The organism is Fodinicurvata halophila, assembly GCF_042651425.1.
Taxonomy (GTDB): domain Bacteria; phylum Pseudomonadota; class Alphaproteobacteria; order Kiloniellales; family DSM-21159; genus Fodinicurvata; species Fodinicurvata halophila.
The window spans coordinates 318,863-335,184 of sequence record NZ_JBHSCW010000007.1; the positions used below are offsets into that span (position 1 = coordinate 318,863).

Genomic DNA, 16,322 nt, shown 5'->3' on the forward strand with positions numbered 1-16,322 from the left:
AGTCATGAGCGCATACCTGAACGACGCCGCTTTCGGCCTGTATCCCTATGTCGCGCTGGCGGTCTTTCTGATCGGCAGCCTGATCCGCTATGACCGAGATCCCTATACCTGGCGGGCCGGCTCCAGCCAGATGCTGCGCAAGCGGCAATTCGCCTGGGGCAGTTACCTGTTCCACATCGGCATCATTGGCCTGTTCCTGGGGCATCTGGTTGGCCTGCTGACCCCCATCGTCATCTTCGACGCTCTGGGCATATCCCATTCCGCAAAGCAGATGATGGCGATCGTTGTCGGCGGCATCTTCGGCATCATGTGCTTTGCCGGCCTGACCCTGCTGATCCACAGGCGCTTGACCGATCCGCGCATTCGCGGCACCAGCACGAAGATGGACTTCTTCATCCTCTTCCTGCTCTATGTCCAGCTGATCCTTGGCATGTTCTCGATCCCGATCTCGCTGGGCCATCCCGAGGGAGATCAGATGATGGCCTTCATGACCTGGGCACAAATGATCGTGACCTTCCAGGGTGGCGCCGCCGACCTGGTGGCCAGTGCGCACTGGGTGTTCAAGCTGCATATCTTCCTGGGCCTGACGGTCTTCCTGGTCTTCCCCTTCAGCCGTCTGGTCCATATCTGGAGCGCCCCCTTCGGCTATCTCACGCGCAACTACCAGGTGGTGCGCAGCCGCAAGACGGGAGGGGCACGATGATCCGGGTCAACGGCAACGAGATCAGCGAAGAGGCCATCGGCCTCGAGATGCAGTACCATCCGGCCGAGAGTCGCGAGGAAGCCTGGGAGGATGCGGCCCAGGCGCTGGTTGTGCGCGAACTGCTGATGCAGCAGGCCGACCGGCAGGAGGTCGTGGCGCCCCCGCCGACAGGTGAAGAGGACGAGTCCACGGAGGAAGAGCGGCAGATCGATGCCCTGCTGAAACAGGAACTCCAGGTTCCCGAGCCGGATCGGGAGGTGTGCCGGCGGTTCTACGACAGCAACAAGAGCCGCTTCCGCAAGCCGGACCGCTTCCAGGTGGCACATATCCTGCTGCCGGCTGCACCCGAGGACGAGGCCGCTCGCGAAGCCGCGCGGGCCCAGGCACAGGACCTGCTGGACACCCTGCTGGCCACGCCGGAGCGTTTCGGGCCGCTGGCCCGGGAACATTCCGCCTGTCCCTCGAAGGAGGAAGATGGTGATCTGGGCTGGGTCGTGAAGGGCCAGACCGTGCCGGAGTTCGAGACCTTTCTGTACGAGGGAGTCCCCGGACAGCTGATCCCGACGCCGGTGCCAACCCCCTATGGCTATCACGTGGTTCACTTGAAGGCCCGGGAAGGCGGGGAGGAGATATCTTTCGAGGAAGCCGAGGAAACGATCGCTGCCTATCTGCAGGAACAGACCTGGCGCCGCGCCGTGCGGCAGTATATTTCGATCCTGGCCGGTCAGGCCGAGATCGAGGGTCTGGAGATCGAGGCAGCGGGCTCGCCCCTGGTGCAGTAGAAGAGGCTATCGGCCATGATGGGTGCGGGACGGGAGAGTGGGAGCGGCAACCATCCTGCTGCACCAGGCGCCTTGCTGCTGGCGCCAGTGGACACGCGGCTTTTCGAGCGCCCCCTGGATCATCTGGTCGCCGAGAACACCCGCCTCCTGAGGGTGTGTGCCCAGCTTGAACTCATCGCACTGAACGCGGGGCGCCTGGCGCCGTACAGCACACCGGTGCTGCTTGCCTATTTGCGCTGGGACTATCCACGCCATCTCGACTGGCTGGATCACAGGTTCCTGCCCCAGCTGGAGCACGCCTGTTTCGTCGGTGACTCCATCCAGGGCCCCGTGGCTCAGCTGGTCCTGGAACATGGCGTTGACCGTGGTCGGGCGGCCCGTCTGGCAGGGATACTGTCGGATTACAGCGAGAGCCCCCATGACGGGCTGGAGCAACGCCTGGCGATCTCGGGGGACGCCTTTGCCGAAGCCCAGAAACGGCATGTCGCCTGGATGGATCTCGTGATTCTGCCTTTGGCACAGTCCCGACTTTCAGAGCGCAACCTCCAGGATCTGAGCCAGGGACTTCATGTCCATTACGGCTGAGTTTTGCAGCTGTATGGGCGGGGAGTCAGATTGACATTGCCCCTGCCATGGAGGCGTTCCCATATCTTCCATTGGTCCGGAAACGGAATGAGACATCAGGGACGGGATAGCCTATGAGAACGGAGAAACTGGAGTTCGCGGGTCACAGTGGCGAGAGTCTGGCGGCGCGCCTGGATCGCCCGGACGGCCGGGTCCGGGCGGTGGCTCTCTTCGCCCATTGTTTCACCTGCAGCAAGGACCTGCGGGCGGCCCGGCGCATTGCCGCGCGCCTGTCGGCCCTGGGGTTTGCGGTCCTGCGCTTCGATTTCACGGGTCTGGGACACTCCGAGGGGGAGTTCGCCAACACGGGCTTCACCTCCAATGTGGAGGATCTGGTGCGGGCGGCCCGACACCTGGAGGGCATGGGACTGACGCCCAGCCTGCTGATCGGCCACTCGCTGGGCGGTGCGGCGGTGCTAAAAGCCGCCGGCGAGATTGCCTCGGCCAGGGCCGTGGTGACGATCGCCGCCCCGTCCTCGCCCGACCATGTCCTGCAGCATCTGGGAGCGGATCTGGAGACGATCCGGCAGATGGGCGAGGCCGAGGTCAACCTGGGCGGCCGGTCCTTCACGCTCACGCGGCAGTTCGTCGAGGATATCGAGCAGAGCGAGCTGAAGGCATCGATCGGCAATCTGCGGCGCGCCCTGCTGGTCCTGCACGGACCGCGGGACGAGATCGTCGGCATCGAGAATGCCAGTGCGATCTTCCTGGCCGCCAAGCATCCCAAGTCCTTCGTCACCCTGGACGATGCCGATCACCTGCTCAGCGAGGCCGGCGATGCCGAATATGCCGCGGAGGTGATCGCCGCCTGGGCGCAGCGCTACCTGGATCTGCCTGAGGAAGAGAAGTCGGTTTCGGCTCCGGAAGGTGTGGTGCGGGTCAGCGAGGCCGATCCGGAGGGCTTCCGCCAGGACGTGGTGGTGGACGGCCGTTACCAGCTGTCCGCCGACGAACCCGCCGATTTCGGCGGCACCGAAACCGGGCCCAGTCCCTATCAGTTTCTCTCAACCGGCCTGGGCGCCTGCACTTCCATGACCATCCGCATGTATGCGCGCCGCAAGGGCTGGCCTCTGACGCAGGTCTCGGTGGATGTAAGCCACGACAAGCGGCACGCCGAGGACTGCGCGGACTGCGAGACCCGGGAGGGCAAGATCGATGTCTTCACCCGTGTTGTTCGCTTGGAGGGCGATCTGTCCGACGAGCAGCGCCAGCGCCTGCTGGAGATCGCCGACAAGTGTCCGGTGCACCGGACGCTGCACGCCTCGTCCGTCATCGAGACCGAACTCGCGGACGAGGCGTGAGTCTGCCGTTTCCGGCGTGTGCGATTACGCCACCCACTCGCTGACCGGGGCGTTGGCCTCGTGCAGCGGTTGGGTGATGACGTCGACCAGGGTCGGACCCTCGGCTTCGAAGGCGGCCTTCAGGGCGCCGCGCAGGTCGCCGGGCTGTTTCACGGACCAGCTCTTTAGCCCGAAGGCCTCGGCCACACGGGCATGATCGGTGCGGTCGAAGTCTACGGAGAAGTAGCGCTCGCCGAAGCCGCTCTTCTGGCCGGCCTTGATCCAGCCGTAGACGGCGTTGGACGCCACGATCACAGTGATCGGGGCCTTCATGCGCACCAGGGTTTCCAGCTCGCCGGCGTTGAACCCGAAGCTGCCGTCGCCGACGAACGCGACGACGCGGGCATTCGGGCGGGCATAGCAGGCGCCCAGCGCCCCCGGCATAGCATAGCCCAGGGCGCCGTGGGCGCGGTTCGAGACGAAACGGCGGCCCGAGTCCTCGAGGCGGTAGTAGGCCGAAACATAGGGGCAGGGCGTTCCCGGATCGGCGACGATGACCGAGTCCCTGGGCAGGAGCTCCTGCATCTCGCGAATGATCCGCTCGGGCCGGATCAGGTCATCCTCAATGGCCGCAAGCTCGTCGAATTTCTCGAAGCGCGCCTTCCAGAGACCGGTCGCCGTCTGCTCGGAGGTGGCCCGGCGGTCCTTGCGGTCGCTGGCCTCGGACTGGACGCGGTCCAGCAGTTCCTTGAGGGCGGGACGCGCATCGCCGATGACGGCCACGTCGGTGCGATAGTTGGCGCCGATCACGCCGGGGTCGGCATCCACATGCACGATCTTGCAGCTACCGGCCTGGGGGTGGCGCCAGCGTTCGGTGGTGACCGAGCCGGCGCGGCAGCCCACGAGCAGCACCAGGTCGGCGGCGTCGATAACCTCGCGCGCAGCCAGGCTGCCGCCGTTGCTGCCGACGACGCCCAGCGCCAGAGGATGGCGCTCGGAGATCACGCCCTTGCCGCTGATGGAGGTGGCGACCGGCGCGCCGAGTGCCTCGGCCAGGGCCGTCAGCTCCTGGCTGGCGCCGGCATTGAGGGGGCCGCCGCCGCAGATGATCAAGGGGTTGCTGGCCTTCAGCAGCAGCTCGGCTGCGGCATCCAGGCTGGCACTGTCCGGGGTCGTGGGCGCGGCCGGATAGCGCCCGAAGGTCTCGTCCGCCCAGACCGTGTCCTGGTTCACCGGCTGCTTCTGCACGTCGAAAGGCAGGCCGATGTGCGCGGCCCCGGGCTTGCCCGTGGTCATCTGCCGGAAGGCCTGGCGCAGGGTGTTGGGAATCTGGTCGGCCTGGTCGATGACCTTGTTCCACTTGGTCACCGGCTTGAACAGGCTGTCCTGATCCAGTTCGGTGAGCGTGTATTTCCCGCGGCCGCCGACCCCGATGTCGGTGGTGATGCCGAGGACCGGTATGGATGACTCGTCCGCCTCCACGAGGCCGGGCAGGATATAGGTGGCGCCGCCGCCGCTCGGACCCTCGCAGACGCCGACCCGGCCGGAGAGGCGGGCGTAGACATCGGCCATGTAGGCGGCCGAGCGCTCGTCGCGTGTCAGGATGTGGGTCATCCCGTGGTCCAACTGGTGCAAGGCGTCATAGAGCGGCAGGCTGGTGTCCCCGCACAGCCCGAAGATGTGCTTTACGCCATGGTGCTGCAGCACGCGCACGAAGGCTTCCGCCCCCGTCATCCGGTTGGTCTTGTCGTCAGCGGTCAAGGTGTTCGCTTTCTCTGCTTATTGAGGTGTGTCGGTCGCCCACATCAGCCCTTGTCCGGGCGGTTCATGGCTTGCGTGACGTAGATGTAGGCATAGCCGCGCTTGAGCATCTCGACGATCTGGTCCATGCGCCGGGTGATGTGGCGGCGCATGACCGTCTCGGCGGCCTCGGCCTCGCCGGCCAGCAGGTGCTCCACCACCTGGCGGTGCTCTGCCTGGGTGTCGTCGCGACGGGTGTCGGTCATGTCCACCCAGCGCACGAAGTAGGTGCGCGTGTTCACGCTCTTCAGGGCGTCCAGCATCTGCCGGTTGCGGCTTAGCTCCGCCAGCCATTCGTGGAACTTCAGGTCGAGGGACACCATCCGGTCCACGTCGGTGTCCTCGGGCAATTCGGCCGTTTCCCGGAGAAAGGCCAGGACCTCCTCGAGCTCGGCCCGCTCGGCCCGCTCGGCGACCCGACGAACAATGCCCGCTTCCAGGTCCTGGCGCAGCTCGTAGAGATCAAAGATCTCCTTGGCGTCCAGCTCGCGGCAGGAAAAGCCGCGGTTAACCGAGAAGGTCAGCAGGTCTTCCGCCGTCAGCCGGTTCAGCGCCTCGCGCAGCGGCGTGCGGCTGACGTTCAGCTCCTTGGCCAGCTGCAGCTCGTTGATCCGCTCGCCCGGCCGGATGGCAAAGGTCATCGCCCGCTGCCGGATCTCCGTGTAGGCCCGCTCGACCGATGCGCCACGCGTCGCTTTCGCCTCTGGTTCCTCTGTCATAATCTCTCAGCACGCAATACTGTATGCAATCCTGAGCCAAATCGTGAATGCAGAACCGCAGATTGTCAATATGCTTCTGCTTCGATTTGCGCCGCTCAGCCTTGCCGACGCACAGCGCATGGGGGAAAGAAACACTAGGTTGCCGGGCGCGGTCGCCTGATCTTCCGGAGGGGCGGGAAGCATGGAAATCCGTGATCCGCGCGGTCAGATGGATTATGCCTGTTATCCGCCCGACCAGAAGATAAGAAACGATACAAAAGGAAGCTGCAGCCTTGGAAGACAACTGGATGGAAATCGCGTATCTTTTCGCCGCGCTGGCGGGTGCCGGGGTGGCGGCCGGCCTGCTGGCGGGCCTGCTGGGAGTCGGCGGCGGGATCGTCATCGTGCCGGTGCTGTTCAGCATCCTGCTGCTGATCGGGGTCGATCCTGCCATCTGCATGCACCTTGCTGTAGGGACCTCGCTGATGACCATTGTCGCGACGTCAATGTCCTCGGCCCGGGCGCATCACCGCAAGGGAGCCATCGACTGGGCCCTGGCCAGGCGCTGGGCCGTGGCCATTGCGCTTGGGGCGGTGGCCGGCGGCCTGATCGCGCGCTTCCTGAACAGCCAGGAGCTTTCGCTCTTCTTCGCCGTCGTTGCCCTGAGTGTGGCAATCTATCTCAGTGTGCGCCGCGAGGGCACGCAGCTCTTCCCGAGCCTGCCCAAGGGCCTCAAGGCCCAGCCGATCCCGGTGCTGATCGGCTTTGTCTCTTCGCTTATGGGGATCGGCGGCGGGACCTTCACCGTGCCGGTGCTCAGCTCCTGCGGCTATCCGGTGCGCAACGCGGTGGCCACCTCGTCCTTCTTCGGCCTGCTGATCGCCTTGCCGGGGGCGCTGGCCTTCATGGCCGCGGGCTGGGGCGATCCGCGCCTGCCGCCGCTTTCGCTGGGCTATGTCAACCTGCTGGGGTTTGTCATCATTGCCCCGCTGACCACCCTGGCCGCCCCCTGGGGCGCGCGGATCGCCCATGCCATTGCGCCCAACATCCTGCGCCGGCTGTTCGCTGTCTTCCTGGCGATCACCGCCGTGAAGATGGGGTACAGTGCGCTGGCATAATCCCTATTCCACCTGCCCGATCGTCTGCCACGTTTCTTGTGGAGGTATCCCGACCATGACCCAACTGCCCACCCGAGATCAGGTCTTCCTGGATCATGTCGCCCACTTCGTGCCCTCGCTGGAGGATGCCGGCGCCGCCATGGAGGCCGCCGGCTTCGTGCTGACGCCCTTCACGCGGCAGGAGAACCGCACGCCTGAGGGAATGGTGCCTTCAGGCATGGCCAATCGCTGCATCATGCTGGAGGAAGGCTATATCGAGCTGCTGACGGCGGTGTCCGAGACGGAGCTTTCACGGCAGTTCCACGAGGCCGTCGAGCGCTATCTGGGCCTGCACCTGATCGCCCTGGCCTGCGGTGATGCGCAAGCCACCCATGCGCATCTGGACCGCGAAGCCTTTTCGCCGAATGCCCCGGTCAACCTGACACGGCCGGTGGAGGGGCAGCAGGGCGAGGAGATGGAGGCTCGTTTCACGGTCCTGCGTGTGCCGCCCGGAATCATGCCTGAAGGGCGCATCCAGATCCTGGAGCATCACACCGAGGAGGCGCTCTGGCAGCCGCGCTTCCTGGCGCACGACAATGCGGTGCGCTCGCTGAAGTCGGTGCTGCTGGTGGTCGACGATCCGCACGAGGCTGCCGTGCGCTTCGGGCGCTTCTGCGGGCGGCCCTCGGAGCTGGGCGGCGAGGGACGTTTCCGGCTGGTGCTGGATCGCGGCAGCTGCGTCTTCCTGAGCCCGGAGGCCGCACGCACTCAGCTGCCCTGGGTCGGGGAGCAATTGCAGACGCCCTGGATCGCTGCCCAGGCGCTGGGGTCCGCGGACCTGGAGAGGACGGCGGAACGCTTCCGTGCCGCCGGCTTCACGCCCGTGGCCGGGGATGTCGGATCAAGCGAGATCACCTTCCGGCTGCCCGAAGCCCTAGGCGGCTTCCTGACTGTGGTTGACGAGGGCGGTCAACCCTCCTGGGCGGTCTGAGCGCGCCGGCTGGCCAGCCAGAGCCAGCCGGCCAGCGCGGCGAAGACCGCCAGACCTGCGAACGAGGCCCAGAGGCTGGGATGGAGCAGGCCCCCTGCCGCCGGCAGCAGCAGCAGTCGTTCGATAATGCTGAGCCGCCGGAACAGGAAGCCCTCGAGCATCACGTTGAGCGCGATAACCCCGGCCAGGGCCATGGCCGAGACCAGGAGGGCGCTGAAGATGTTCGCCTCCAGACCCAGGATTTCCGGGTGCACGGCGAAGAGGAACGGCAGCACGAAGCCGGGCAGGCCCAGCCGCACCGCGATGAAGCTGGTTCGGAAGAAGCTGCCGTCGGCGATCTTGGAGGTCACCAGGCAGCAGATGGCCACCGGCGGCGTGATGGCCGAGACATTGGCGAAGAAGAAGACGAAGAAATGGGCGGCCAGCAGCGGCACGCCCAGCTCTACCAGGGCCGGCGCGCCCATCAGGGCCACCAGGATATAGGAAGCCGAGGTCGGCAGGCCCAGCCCGAAGGCGATGCAGGCCAGCGCCGCCACGATCAGCAGCAGGGCCAGGTCACCGCCCGCCAGTTCGAGCATCCAGAAGGACAGCTTCTGGGCGAAGCCGGTGACGGTGAGGACCTCCACCAGCACGCCGATGACGGCCACGACCACGCCGATCTGGGCGCCGCGCAGGGCCGCGTCAAAGGCGGTCCGCCCACCCAGCCGGAGGATGTTCCAGGCGATGCTGGCCAGGCCGCGCCAATGGAAGACCAGTTCGCGCAGGATGTAGAGCCCCAGCAGGATGCCAGCTGCGTGCAGCGATACGCGACCCGGCAGGTTGGTGATCAGCAGCATCGTGATCAGGTAGGCGATCGCGATGAAGAAGTGCGCGTTCCACAGGCAGGTGCGCAGCATGGAGTGCTCCACCTGCAGTTCCGCCTGCATGGTCTCGTCGGCCGAGGCGTCGAGGTCGAACTTCACCGCGCGCAGGTGCACCGCAAACATCAGGTAGAGATAGTAGATCAGTGCCGGGAAGACGGCGGCGATGATGATCTCGCCATAAGGGATGCCGGTCAGACCGACGATCAGGAAGGCGGCCAGGCCCATCATGGGCGGCGTGATCTGGCCTCCGGTGGAGGAGACGGCCTCGACGGCGCCTGCAAACTCGGGCTTGAAGCCCACGCGCTTCATCAGCGGGATGGTGAGCGCGCCCGTCGACGCGGCGTTGGCCACGCTGGAGCCCGAGACCATGCCCATCAGGCCGCTGGAGATGATGGCGATCTGTGCCGGCCCGGCGCGGCTCCGGCCGCCGAGGCGATAGGCCACCTGCATGATGAAGTCGATGCAGCCGGTCATCTTCATGGCGGCGGCCAACAGCATGAAGGGAAAGATCGTGCCGGCCGAGAGCTCGGCCAGGCTGCCCAGCAGGCCGCTGAAATAGGGGATCGAGGTGTAGCCGATCAGGCGCTTGAGCGTGATGCCGCCGTGATAGAGCAGGCCCTGGGGCAAGAGTTCGCCGAAATAGCCGTAGAGCAGGCCGACGACGGCGATGGCGCTGACCACCCAGCCCCATTCGCGCAGCGAGGCGTAGAGGCAGATGCCCAGGAAGACCCAGGCAATCAGCATGTCGGTGGTGTTGGGCAGGAAGGAGCGCTGCGTGGTCAGCGCCTGGTGTTCGGTGAAGATGTAGAAGATGGCCGCCGCGGCGACGGCCGCAAGCAACAGGTGGGCAGCCTTCGAGACCGCGCTTTTCGTGTGCGCGGCGGAATAGAGAAAAATCAGGGCCGCAGCCCCGCCCACATGGACGACCTTGAACTGGCCCGACGGCAGTGTGTAGGTGAGCACCTGCACCACATGCGTCAGCACGAAGGCGATGGCGGCCAGACCGAAGAGAAGGGTTATACGCGCATCGCCGGCATCCTCGTCAGTGAAGATGCCGGCGAGTCGCTGAAAGGGTCCTTTCATGCAGGGTCCTGCGGTCCTGATAATCCGTGCGAGCGGTTTATTCAGCCTCGGTCATGGAGTCGGACCAGAGGTCATTCTCCTTGTAGTACCTGGCCGCGCCCTTGTGAACGGGGAAACCCTCGACAAGGTACTGAGCGCCGAAATCCAGATTGATGTCCTTGAACTGGACGCCCAGGTCCTGGACCGAGTCGGTGTTCTCGAAGACGGCCTGCATGATCTGGTAGCCCACGTCCTCGGAGACGTCGGGAGAGGCGGCCAGCACGCCGGAGAAGGAGGCGGCCTGGATATCCTCGTCGATTCCCTCGGCAACGCCGCCCGGAATGGTGCCGAACATGATGCCGGGATTGAGCTCCCTGGCCTTGGCCATGACCTCTTCCGGAATCGGCAGGATGCGCACCGGCGTGGTGGAGGTCAGCTCGGAGAGGATCGGGGCTGCACGGCCGTTGGTCAGCAGCGAGGGGATGCAGTCGACGGAATCGCCGCGCAGGGCATCGTAGCTCTCGCGCCAGGAGCCGTAGGTCCACTCGACGTCGTCCAGGATTCCGGCGGCCTCGAAGAGAATGCCCCACATGGTGGCGGTGGAGCTGCCGGCCGGCGAGGGCATGCAGCGACGGCCGCGCAGATCCTCGAGGGTCTGGATGTCGCTGTCGGCACGGACCATCGGCGTGCAGTTGAACAGCGTGTAGGCGAACATCTGGTGGACCGTGATGGGTTCCGGATAGGGATCGTTGCCCTCGAAGGCCGGCTGCCAGTCGGTGGAGGTCGTCTGGCCCATCTGGATGACGCCCTCGTGGAACAGCTGCATGTTCTCGGTGCCGCCGCTGGTGGACATCGAGGCGTTTTCGATATCGGTGTTGCGGTTTACCGTGTTGGCCAGGCCCTCGATGATGACGTAGCCCGTGGACCCCTGGGACGACGAGCCCCACTGCAGGCTTTGCTGGGCGAACACGCTGGTGGTGTGCAGCCCGAAGCTGCTGGCGGCGGCGCCGGCAAGGCCGAGACGCAGGGCATCGCGGCGGGACAGTTCGGGGAATTTCGATTGACGTGACATGTTTGGTCTCCCGGTTATTGTGGATATACTTGTCTGTATACAGGAAATTATGCAGCATGAACAACATGACGCAAGCCCAAAACCCCCGAGGGAGCCTCTGAACATTCCCACAAGGCCAGTCCGGACGCCGCGCGTGCAAGCCGGGGGTTGTCGCGTTCCGCGACGGGATCAACACTGACGAGCAGGAGAGCATGACGCGATGACACGGCCCGGAGATTTCACGACGCGACCGGAACTGCGCGGCACCTTCGGTGTGGCCGGCTCGACCCACTGGACGGCCACCGCCGTGGCCATGGGCATCCTGGAGCGCGGCGGCAACGCCTTCGATGCGGCCGCGGCCGGCGGCTTCGTGCTGCAGGTGGTGGAACCCCACCTGAACGGGCCTGGCGGCGAGGTGCCGATCCTGACCTATTCCGCGACGGGGGACAAAATCGAGGTGGTCTGCGGCCAGGGAACGGCGCCGGCATCGGCGTCGGCGGCCGGCTTCCGGGCGATGGGCCTGGACCTGGTGCCCGGCACCGGCCTGCTGCCGGCCTGTGTGCCCGGGGCCTTCGGAGCCTGGCTGCGCATGCTGGCCGAGCACGGCTCCATGCCGCTGCGCGAGGTGCTGGAGCCGGCCATCTTCTATGCCGAACACGGTTTTCCGCTGGTGCCCAAGATCGTCAATGCCCTGCGCTCGGTGGAGCCGCTGTTCCGCGAGGAGTGGCCAAGCTCGGCCGCGGTCTACCTCTCCTCCAGCGGGCATCCGAAGGAGGGCGACCTGTTCCGCAATCCGGACCTGGCCGCGACCTATCGTCGGATCGTCGAGGAGGCGGAAGCGGCCGGCCGCGATCGCGAAACCCAGATCGAGGCGGCGCGCACCTGCTGGTACGAGGGCTTCGTGGCCGAGGCCATCGACCGCTTCTACCGCACACAGGAACTGAAGGATTCCACCGGCGAGCGCCACGGCGGCCTGTTGACCGGCCAGGACATGGCCGACTGGCGGGCCATGGTGGAGGCGCCCGCGACCTATGACTATCACGGCCTGACGGTCGCCAAGTGCGGCCCCTGGAGCCAGGGCCCCTTCATGCTGCAGCAGCTGGCCCTGCTGCGCGACCTGCCGCTGGACGAGATGCCGCCGGACGGCCCGGATTTCATCCACACGGTGGTGGAGGCGGCCAAGCTGGCCTTCGCCGACCGCGAGGCCTGGTACGGGGATTCGGCCGGCGCGGTGCCGCTGGAGACCCTGTTGTCCGATGCCTACACCGCCGAGCGGCGCAAGCTGATGGGCGACAGGGCATCCGAGGAGTTCCGCCCCGGCGCGCCCGACGGACGCCCGCCGGTCCTGCCGGACTATCAGGTGGCCGACGAGAACAGCATCGACGTAAGCGCCCTGCTGGGCGTGGGCGAACCCACGGTCTCGAAGGCCGGCGAGGAGGAGACCGACAGCAACGGGGCGCTGCGCGGCGACACCTGCCACATCGACGTGATCGATCGCTGGGGCAACATGGTGGCGGCCACGCCCAGCGGCGGCTGGTTCCAGTCCAGCCCGGTGGTGCCGGAGCTGGGATTCTCGCTGTCCACCCGCGCCCAGATGTTCTGGCTGAAGGAGGGGCTGCCCAGCACGCTCATGGGCGGCAAGCGTCCGCGCACGACGCTGACGCCCTCGATGGCGCTCAAGCACGGCAAGCCTTACCTGGCATGGGGCACGCCCGGCGGCGACCAGCAAGACCAGTGGTCGCTGAGCTTCCTGCTGCGCCACCTGCATCACGGCTACAACCTTCAGGAGGCCATCGACGCGCCGTCCTTTCACAGCGAGCATCCGCCCAGCTCGTTCTGGCCGCGCCTGGCCAAGCCCAACCTGCTGCTGGTCGAGGGGCGGATGCCGAAGGACAGCGTGGAGGAACTGAAGCGGCGCGGCCACGATGTGAGCGTGGGCGAGGACTGGTCCGAGGGACGCCTGTCCGCCTGTTCGCAGGAAACGCGCAACGGCATGCGTTACCTGCGCGCCGGGGCCAATCCGCGCGGCATGCAGGGCTATGCTGCCGGGCGCTGAGGGACAACGCGAAGAGACAACAGCTTACCAAAGGAGCAAAGAGATGGATCTGGGATTGAAGGGCAAGCGCGCCCTGGTGTTCGCCTCGACCAAGGGGCTGGGCCGGGCCATCGCCACGGCCCTGGCGGCGGAAGGCGCGGAGGTCTGCGTCTCGGGACGCTCGGGGCCCGAACAGGTGGCGCAGGAGATCTCCGCCGAGACCGGGGCCAAGGTCCATGGCCTGCCCTGCAACCTGCACGAGCGGGCGCAGGTGGACAAGCTGATCGACACGGCCCTGGAGACCATGGGCGGCATCGACGTCCTGGTGCTCAACGGCGGCGGTCCGCCGCCCAAGCCGGCGCTGGGCGTCGAGGACTCGGAGTGGACGCTCTGGTTCGAGCGCATGGTGGGCAACCTGATCCACGCCGCCACGCGATGCCTGCCGGCCATGCGCGAACGCGGCTGGGGACGCCTGTTGACCGTGGCCTCCTCGGCGGCGGTGCAGCCGGCGCCCAACATGGCGCTGTCCAACAGCCTGCGCGCCTCGCTGCTGGCCTGGAACAAGACGCTGTCCGCAGAGGTGGCGGCTGACGGGGTGACCTGCAACGTCATCCTGCCGGGACGTATCGACACCGACCGCGTGGCACAGCTGGATGCCGCCCGCTCGGAGCGCGAGCAGCGTCCGCTGGAAGAGGTGCAGAAGAGCATCCTGACCGAGATTCCGGCGCGCCGCTACGGCCAGCCGAAGGAGTTCGGCGAGGTGGCGGCCTTCCTCTGTTCCGAGCGGGCGAGCTTCGTCACCGGCACGACCCAGCGCGTCGACGGCGGCCAGATCCGGGCGATCTGAGCCAGGCGCGCAGCCTCATTCACAATGGATAATAAACAGAGTCGGAGTCCATGAAGACAGTCGGACAGCTTGCCGTCGATTCCCTGGTCGCCCAGGGGATCGATCGCCTCTTCTGCGTGCCGGGGGAGAGCTACCTGGGCCTGCTCGAGGCCCTGAACGGGTGCGACGAGATCGACACGGTGGTCTGTCGCCACGAATCCGGGGCCGGGTTCATGGCGCTGGCCGATGCGCGCATGACCGGTCGGCCCGGTGTGGCCTGCGTCAGCCGCGGTCCCGGGGCCTGCAATGCCGCCATTGCGGTGCACACCGCCCAGCAGGACGGCGTGCCCTTCATCCTCTTCGTGGGGCAGGTGGCGAAGGACGACGTGCGCCGCGATTCCTTCCAGGAAATCGACTACGGCCAGATGTTCGGGCGCATCGCCAAGTGGACGGCGGAGGTGACCGACCCCAATCGCATGGCCGAGACGCTGCTGCGCGCCTTCCAGGTGGCGACCACCGGCCTGCCGGGGCCGGTGGTGATCGCCGTGCCGGAGGACGTGCTGACGGCCCAGGTGGAGGCGGCGACGGTGCAGCCGCAGGCCAGGGTCCGGGGCGCGCCGGATCCGGCGGCGCTGGAGCAGCTGCGCGGCTGGCTGGCCGAGGCCGAGCGGCCGCTGCTGCTGGCCGGCAGCGGCCTGGAGAACGAGGCGGGACGTACGGCCCTGAAGGACATGGCGGAGGCCTGGAACCTGCCGGTGCTGGTGTCCTTCCGCCGCCAGGACCTGTTCGACAATGCCCATCCGCTCTATGCCGGGGACATGGGCCTGTCCAACCCGGCCAGCCAGCTGGAGCTGCTGCGCAGTTCCGACCTGCTGGTGACTCTGGGGGCGCGGCTGTCCGACATCACCAGCCAGGGCTACAGCTTCCCGAAGATGGTGCGTCCCGAGATGCGCCTGGCCCACGTGCATGCCGATCCCGATGTGCTGGGGATTCATTTTGCCGCCGACCTGGCGCTCGCCAGCGATCCCGTGGCCTGTGCCCGGGCCCTGGGGCAGCCGCAGGCGGCCTTGCCGGACCGGCGGGACTGGCTGTCGGCCCTGGCGGCCGAGCGGGCGAAGATTCGGGCCGTGACGGACAAGGAGCAGCCCGATGGCGTCCCCTTCGCGCGCGTCGTGGAAAAGGTCGGCGCCAACCTGACGGAGGACGCCATCGTCACCGTTGATGCCGGGAGTTTCGGCGCCCCGATCTATCGCGCCATCCCCTTCAGGCCGCCGCAGCGCCTGCTGGCCCCGATCTCGGGCGCCATGGGCTTCGGCGTGCCGGCCGCCGTGGCGGCGGGCCTGCGCACGCCGGAACGGCCCGTGATCTGTTTCGTCGGGGACGGCGGCCTGCTGATGACCGGCAGCGAGCTGGCCGTGGCGCTGGAGCGCGAGCTGCCACTGAAGGTCATCGTGTCCGAGAACAATGTCTATGGCTCGATCCTGCTGCACCAGGAGCGGGACTATCCCGGTCACTGGACGGGGACCACCTTCACCAACCCGGACCTGGAGACCCTCGGAAAGGCCTATGGCTGCGCGGTGACGCGCCTGGAGACCCTGGCCGACCTGGATCGCCTGCCGGAGCTGATCGCCCGGCCGGGCCCGCAGTTCATCGTGGTGACCAGCAGCGTGCAAGCACTGCTGGCGCCGGTGCGCCCGGCGGCCAAGCACGAGGGATGAGCTCCGCCGGCCGGCGGCTCAAAGCGCTTGGCAAGCCTTGCGTCTACCGGGCAGACTGCGGGAGTGCGTCGCTCCCGGCCGGGACGCCGCGGTTGGGTGCAGAGTGAACGGATCCGGGTAACATGGAGAACAGCAGCCAGATCTCCCGCAGCGAGGCCGCCTATCAGAAGCTGAAGGAGGCCATCAAGAAGGGCAGTATGGCGCCCGGCATGCGGGTGCGCGAGGTCGAGATCGCCGAGCGCTTCGGCATCAGCCGGACGCCGGCCCGCGAGGCCATCCGCCGCCTGGAGTCCGAGGGCCTGATTTCCTTCGTGCCGCACAACGGGGCGGTGGTCTCCAAGCTGGACCACCAGCAGACCATGGAGCTCTATGACATGCGCGAGGTCCTGGAAGGCACGGCCGCCAGCTTCGCCGCGCGTCACGCCTCCACGGCCGAACTCGAGGAGCTGGAGGACCTGATCGCCTCGGAAACCGAGGTGGCGGAGGATCCCGACCAGCTGGCCAACCTCAACCGCCTGATCCATTCCGCCATCTACCGCGCCGCGCACAATCGCTTCCTGGAGAAGTCCCTGCTGGGCTTGCGCGATTCCATGGCCCTGCTGGGCGGGACGACCCTGGCGATTGAGGGCCGCTGTACGGCGGCTCACCAGGAGCACCTGGCTATCCTGGACGCCATCCGGGCGCGCGACGAGGTCCGGGCCGAACAGGCCGCCCGCGCCCACATCCGCAATGCCCAGCGCATGCGCCTCAAGCTTATGCGCCAGGACCTGGTGCTGGGCGAGGAGGAATAGG

The 16,322-nt window shown here is 66.8% G+C and carries 14 protein-coding genes; 10 read left to right on the forward strand and 4 right to left on the reverse strand.

What is annotated here, in order from left to right; all coding sequences use genetic code 11:
- Positions 1 to 4 precede the first annotated feature (4 nt).
- From narI to ACFOW6_RS13760, 4 genes are all read left to right on the forward strand, one after another.
- The gene (narI, locus tag ACFOW6_RS13745; protein WP_382422963.1) at positions 5 to 703 is read left to right on the forward strand and encodes a respiratory nitrate reductase subunit gamma; all 699 of its coding nucleotides are present in this window, start codon (positions 5 to 7) and stop codon (positions 701 to 703) included.
- Complete coding sequence (locus ACFOW6_RS13750; protein WP_382422964.1) at positions 700 to 1,485, forward strand: peptidylprolyl isomerase; 786 nt, start codon at positions 700 to 702, stop codon at positions 1,483 to 1,485. Before narI ends, ACFOW6_RS13750 begins: the two co-directional genes overlap by 4 nt.
- Before the next feature lie 15 nt (positions 1,486 to 1,500).
- Positions 1,501 to 2,070 (forward strand): hemerythrin domain-containing protein, encoded by a 570-nt coding sequence (locus tag ACFOW6_RS13755; RefSeq protein WP_382422965.1) that lies wholly within the window; start codon positions 1,501 to 1,503, stop codon positions 2,068 to 2,070.
- A gap of 113 nt (positions 2,071 to 2,183) precedes the next feature.
- The gene (locus ACFOW6_RS13760) at positions 2,184 to 3,410 is read left to right on the forward strand and encodes a bifunctional alpha/beta hydrolase/OsmC family protein (protein WP_382422966.1); all 1,227 of its coding nucleotides are present in this window, start codon (positions 2,184 to 2,186) and stop codon (positions 3,408 to 3,410) included.
- Positions 3,411 to 3,434: 24 nt separating this feature from the next.
- Here the strand turns inward: ACFOW6_RS13760 and ACFOW6_RS13765 are convergent, their stop codons facing one another.
- Both ACFOW6_RS13765 and ACFOW6_RS13770 read right to left on the reverse strand, forming a co-directional pair.
- Positions 3,435 to 5,150, reverse strand: coding sequence for a thiamine pyrophosphate-binding protein (locus ACFOW6_RS13765; protein WP_382422967.1), 1,716 nt, complete (start codon positions 5,148 to 5,150; stop codon positions 3,435 to 3,437).
- 44 nt (positions 5,151 to 5,194) lie between these two features.
- A complete protein-coding gene (locus tag ACFOW6_RS13770) occupies positions 5,195 to 5,908 on the reverse strand; it encodes a GntR family transcriptional regulator (RefSeq protein ID WP_382422968.1) in 714 nt (237 codons plus the stop codon).
- 287 nt (positions 5,909 to 6,195) lie between these two features.
- On the opposite strand from ACFOW6_RS13770, the gene ACFOW6_RS13775 reads away from it, so the two are divergent.
- Both ACFOW6_RS13775 and ACFOW6_RS13780 read left to right on the forward strand, forming a co-directional pair.
- A complete protein-coding gene (locus ACFOW6_RS13775) occupies positions 6,196 to 7,005 on the forward strand; it encodes a sulfite exporter TauE/SafE family protein (RefSeq protein ID WP_382422969.1) in 810 nt (269 codons plus the stop codon).
- A 55-nt stretch (positions 7,006 to 7,060) separates the two neighbouring features.
- Positions 7,061 to 7,975, forward strand: coding sequence for a VOC family protein (locus ACFOW6_RS13780; protein ID WP_382422970.1), 915 nt, complete (start codon positions 7,061 to 7,063; stop codon positions 7,973 to 7,975).
- Here ACFOW6_RS13780 and ACFOW6_RS13785 read toward each other — a convergent pair.
- Both ACFOW6_RS13785 and ACFOW6_RS13790 read right to left on the reverse strand, forming a co-directional pair.
- Positions 7,954 to 9,921, reverse strand: coding sequence for a TRAP transporter permease (locus tag ACFOW6_RS13785; RefSeq protein WP_382422971.1), 1,968 nt, complete (start codon positions 9,919 to 9,921; stop codon positions 7,954 to 7,956). The genes ACFOW6_RS13780 and ACFOW6_RS13785 overlap by 22 nt on opposite strands.
- A 37-nt stretch (positions 9,922 to 9,958) precedes the next feature.
- Entirely contained in the window at positions 9,959 to 10,972 is a 1,014-nt protein-coding gene (locus ACFOW6_RS13790) for a TAXI family TRAP transporter solute-binding subunit (RefSeq protein ID WP_382422972.1), read from the reverse strand.
- A gap of 199 nt (positions 10,973 to 11,171) precedes the next feature.
- Here ACFOW6_RS13790 and ACFOW6_RS13795 point away from each other — a divergent pair, with 199 nt between their 5' ends.
- The 4 genes from ACFOW6_RS13795 (at position 11,172) to ACFOW6_RS13810 (ending at position 16,321) form a co-directional block, all read left to right on the forward strand.
- A complete protein-coding gene (locus tag ACFOW6_RS13795; RefSeq protein WP_382422973.1) occupies positions 11,172 to 13,007 on the forward strand; it encodes a gamma-glutamyltransferase family protein in 1,836 nt (611 codons plus the stop codon).
- A 43-nt stretch (positions 13,008 to 13,050) separates the two neighbouring features.
- Positions 13,051 to 13,833: an SDR family oxidoreductase gene (locus ACFOW6_RS13800; protein ID WP_382422974.1), complete on the forward strand. Its 783-nt coding sequence runs from the start codon at positions 13,051 to 13,053 to the stop codon at positions 13,831 to 13,833.
- Between the two features lie 50 nt (positions 13,834 to 13,883).
- Positions 13,884 to 15,530 carry a thiamine pyrophosphate-binding protein gene (locus tag ACFOW6_RS13805; RefSeq protein WP_382422975.1) on the forward strand — a complete coding sequence of 549 codons (1,647 nt, stop codon included), beginning with the start codon at positions 13,884 to 13,886 and terminating at the stop codon, positions 15,528 to 15,530.
- 122 nt (positions 15,531 to 15,652) lie between these two features.
- Positions 15,653 to 16,321 (forward strand): GntR family transcriptional regulator, encoded by a 669-nt coding sequence (locus ACFOW6_RS13810; RefSeq protein WP_382422976.1) that lies wholly within the window; start codon positions 15,653 to 15,655, stop codon positions 16,319 to 16,321.
- The last annotated feature ends 1 nt before the right edge of the window (position 16,322 follow it).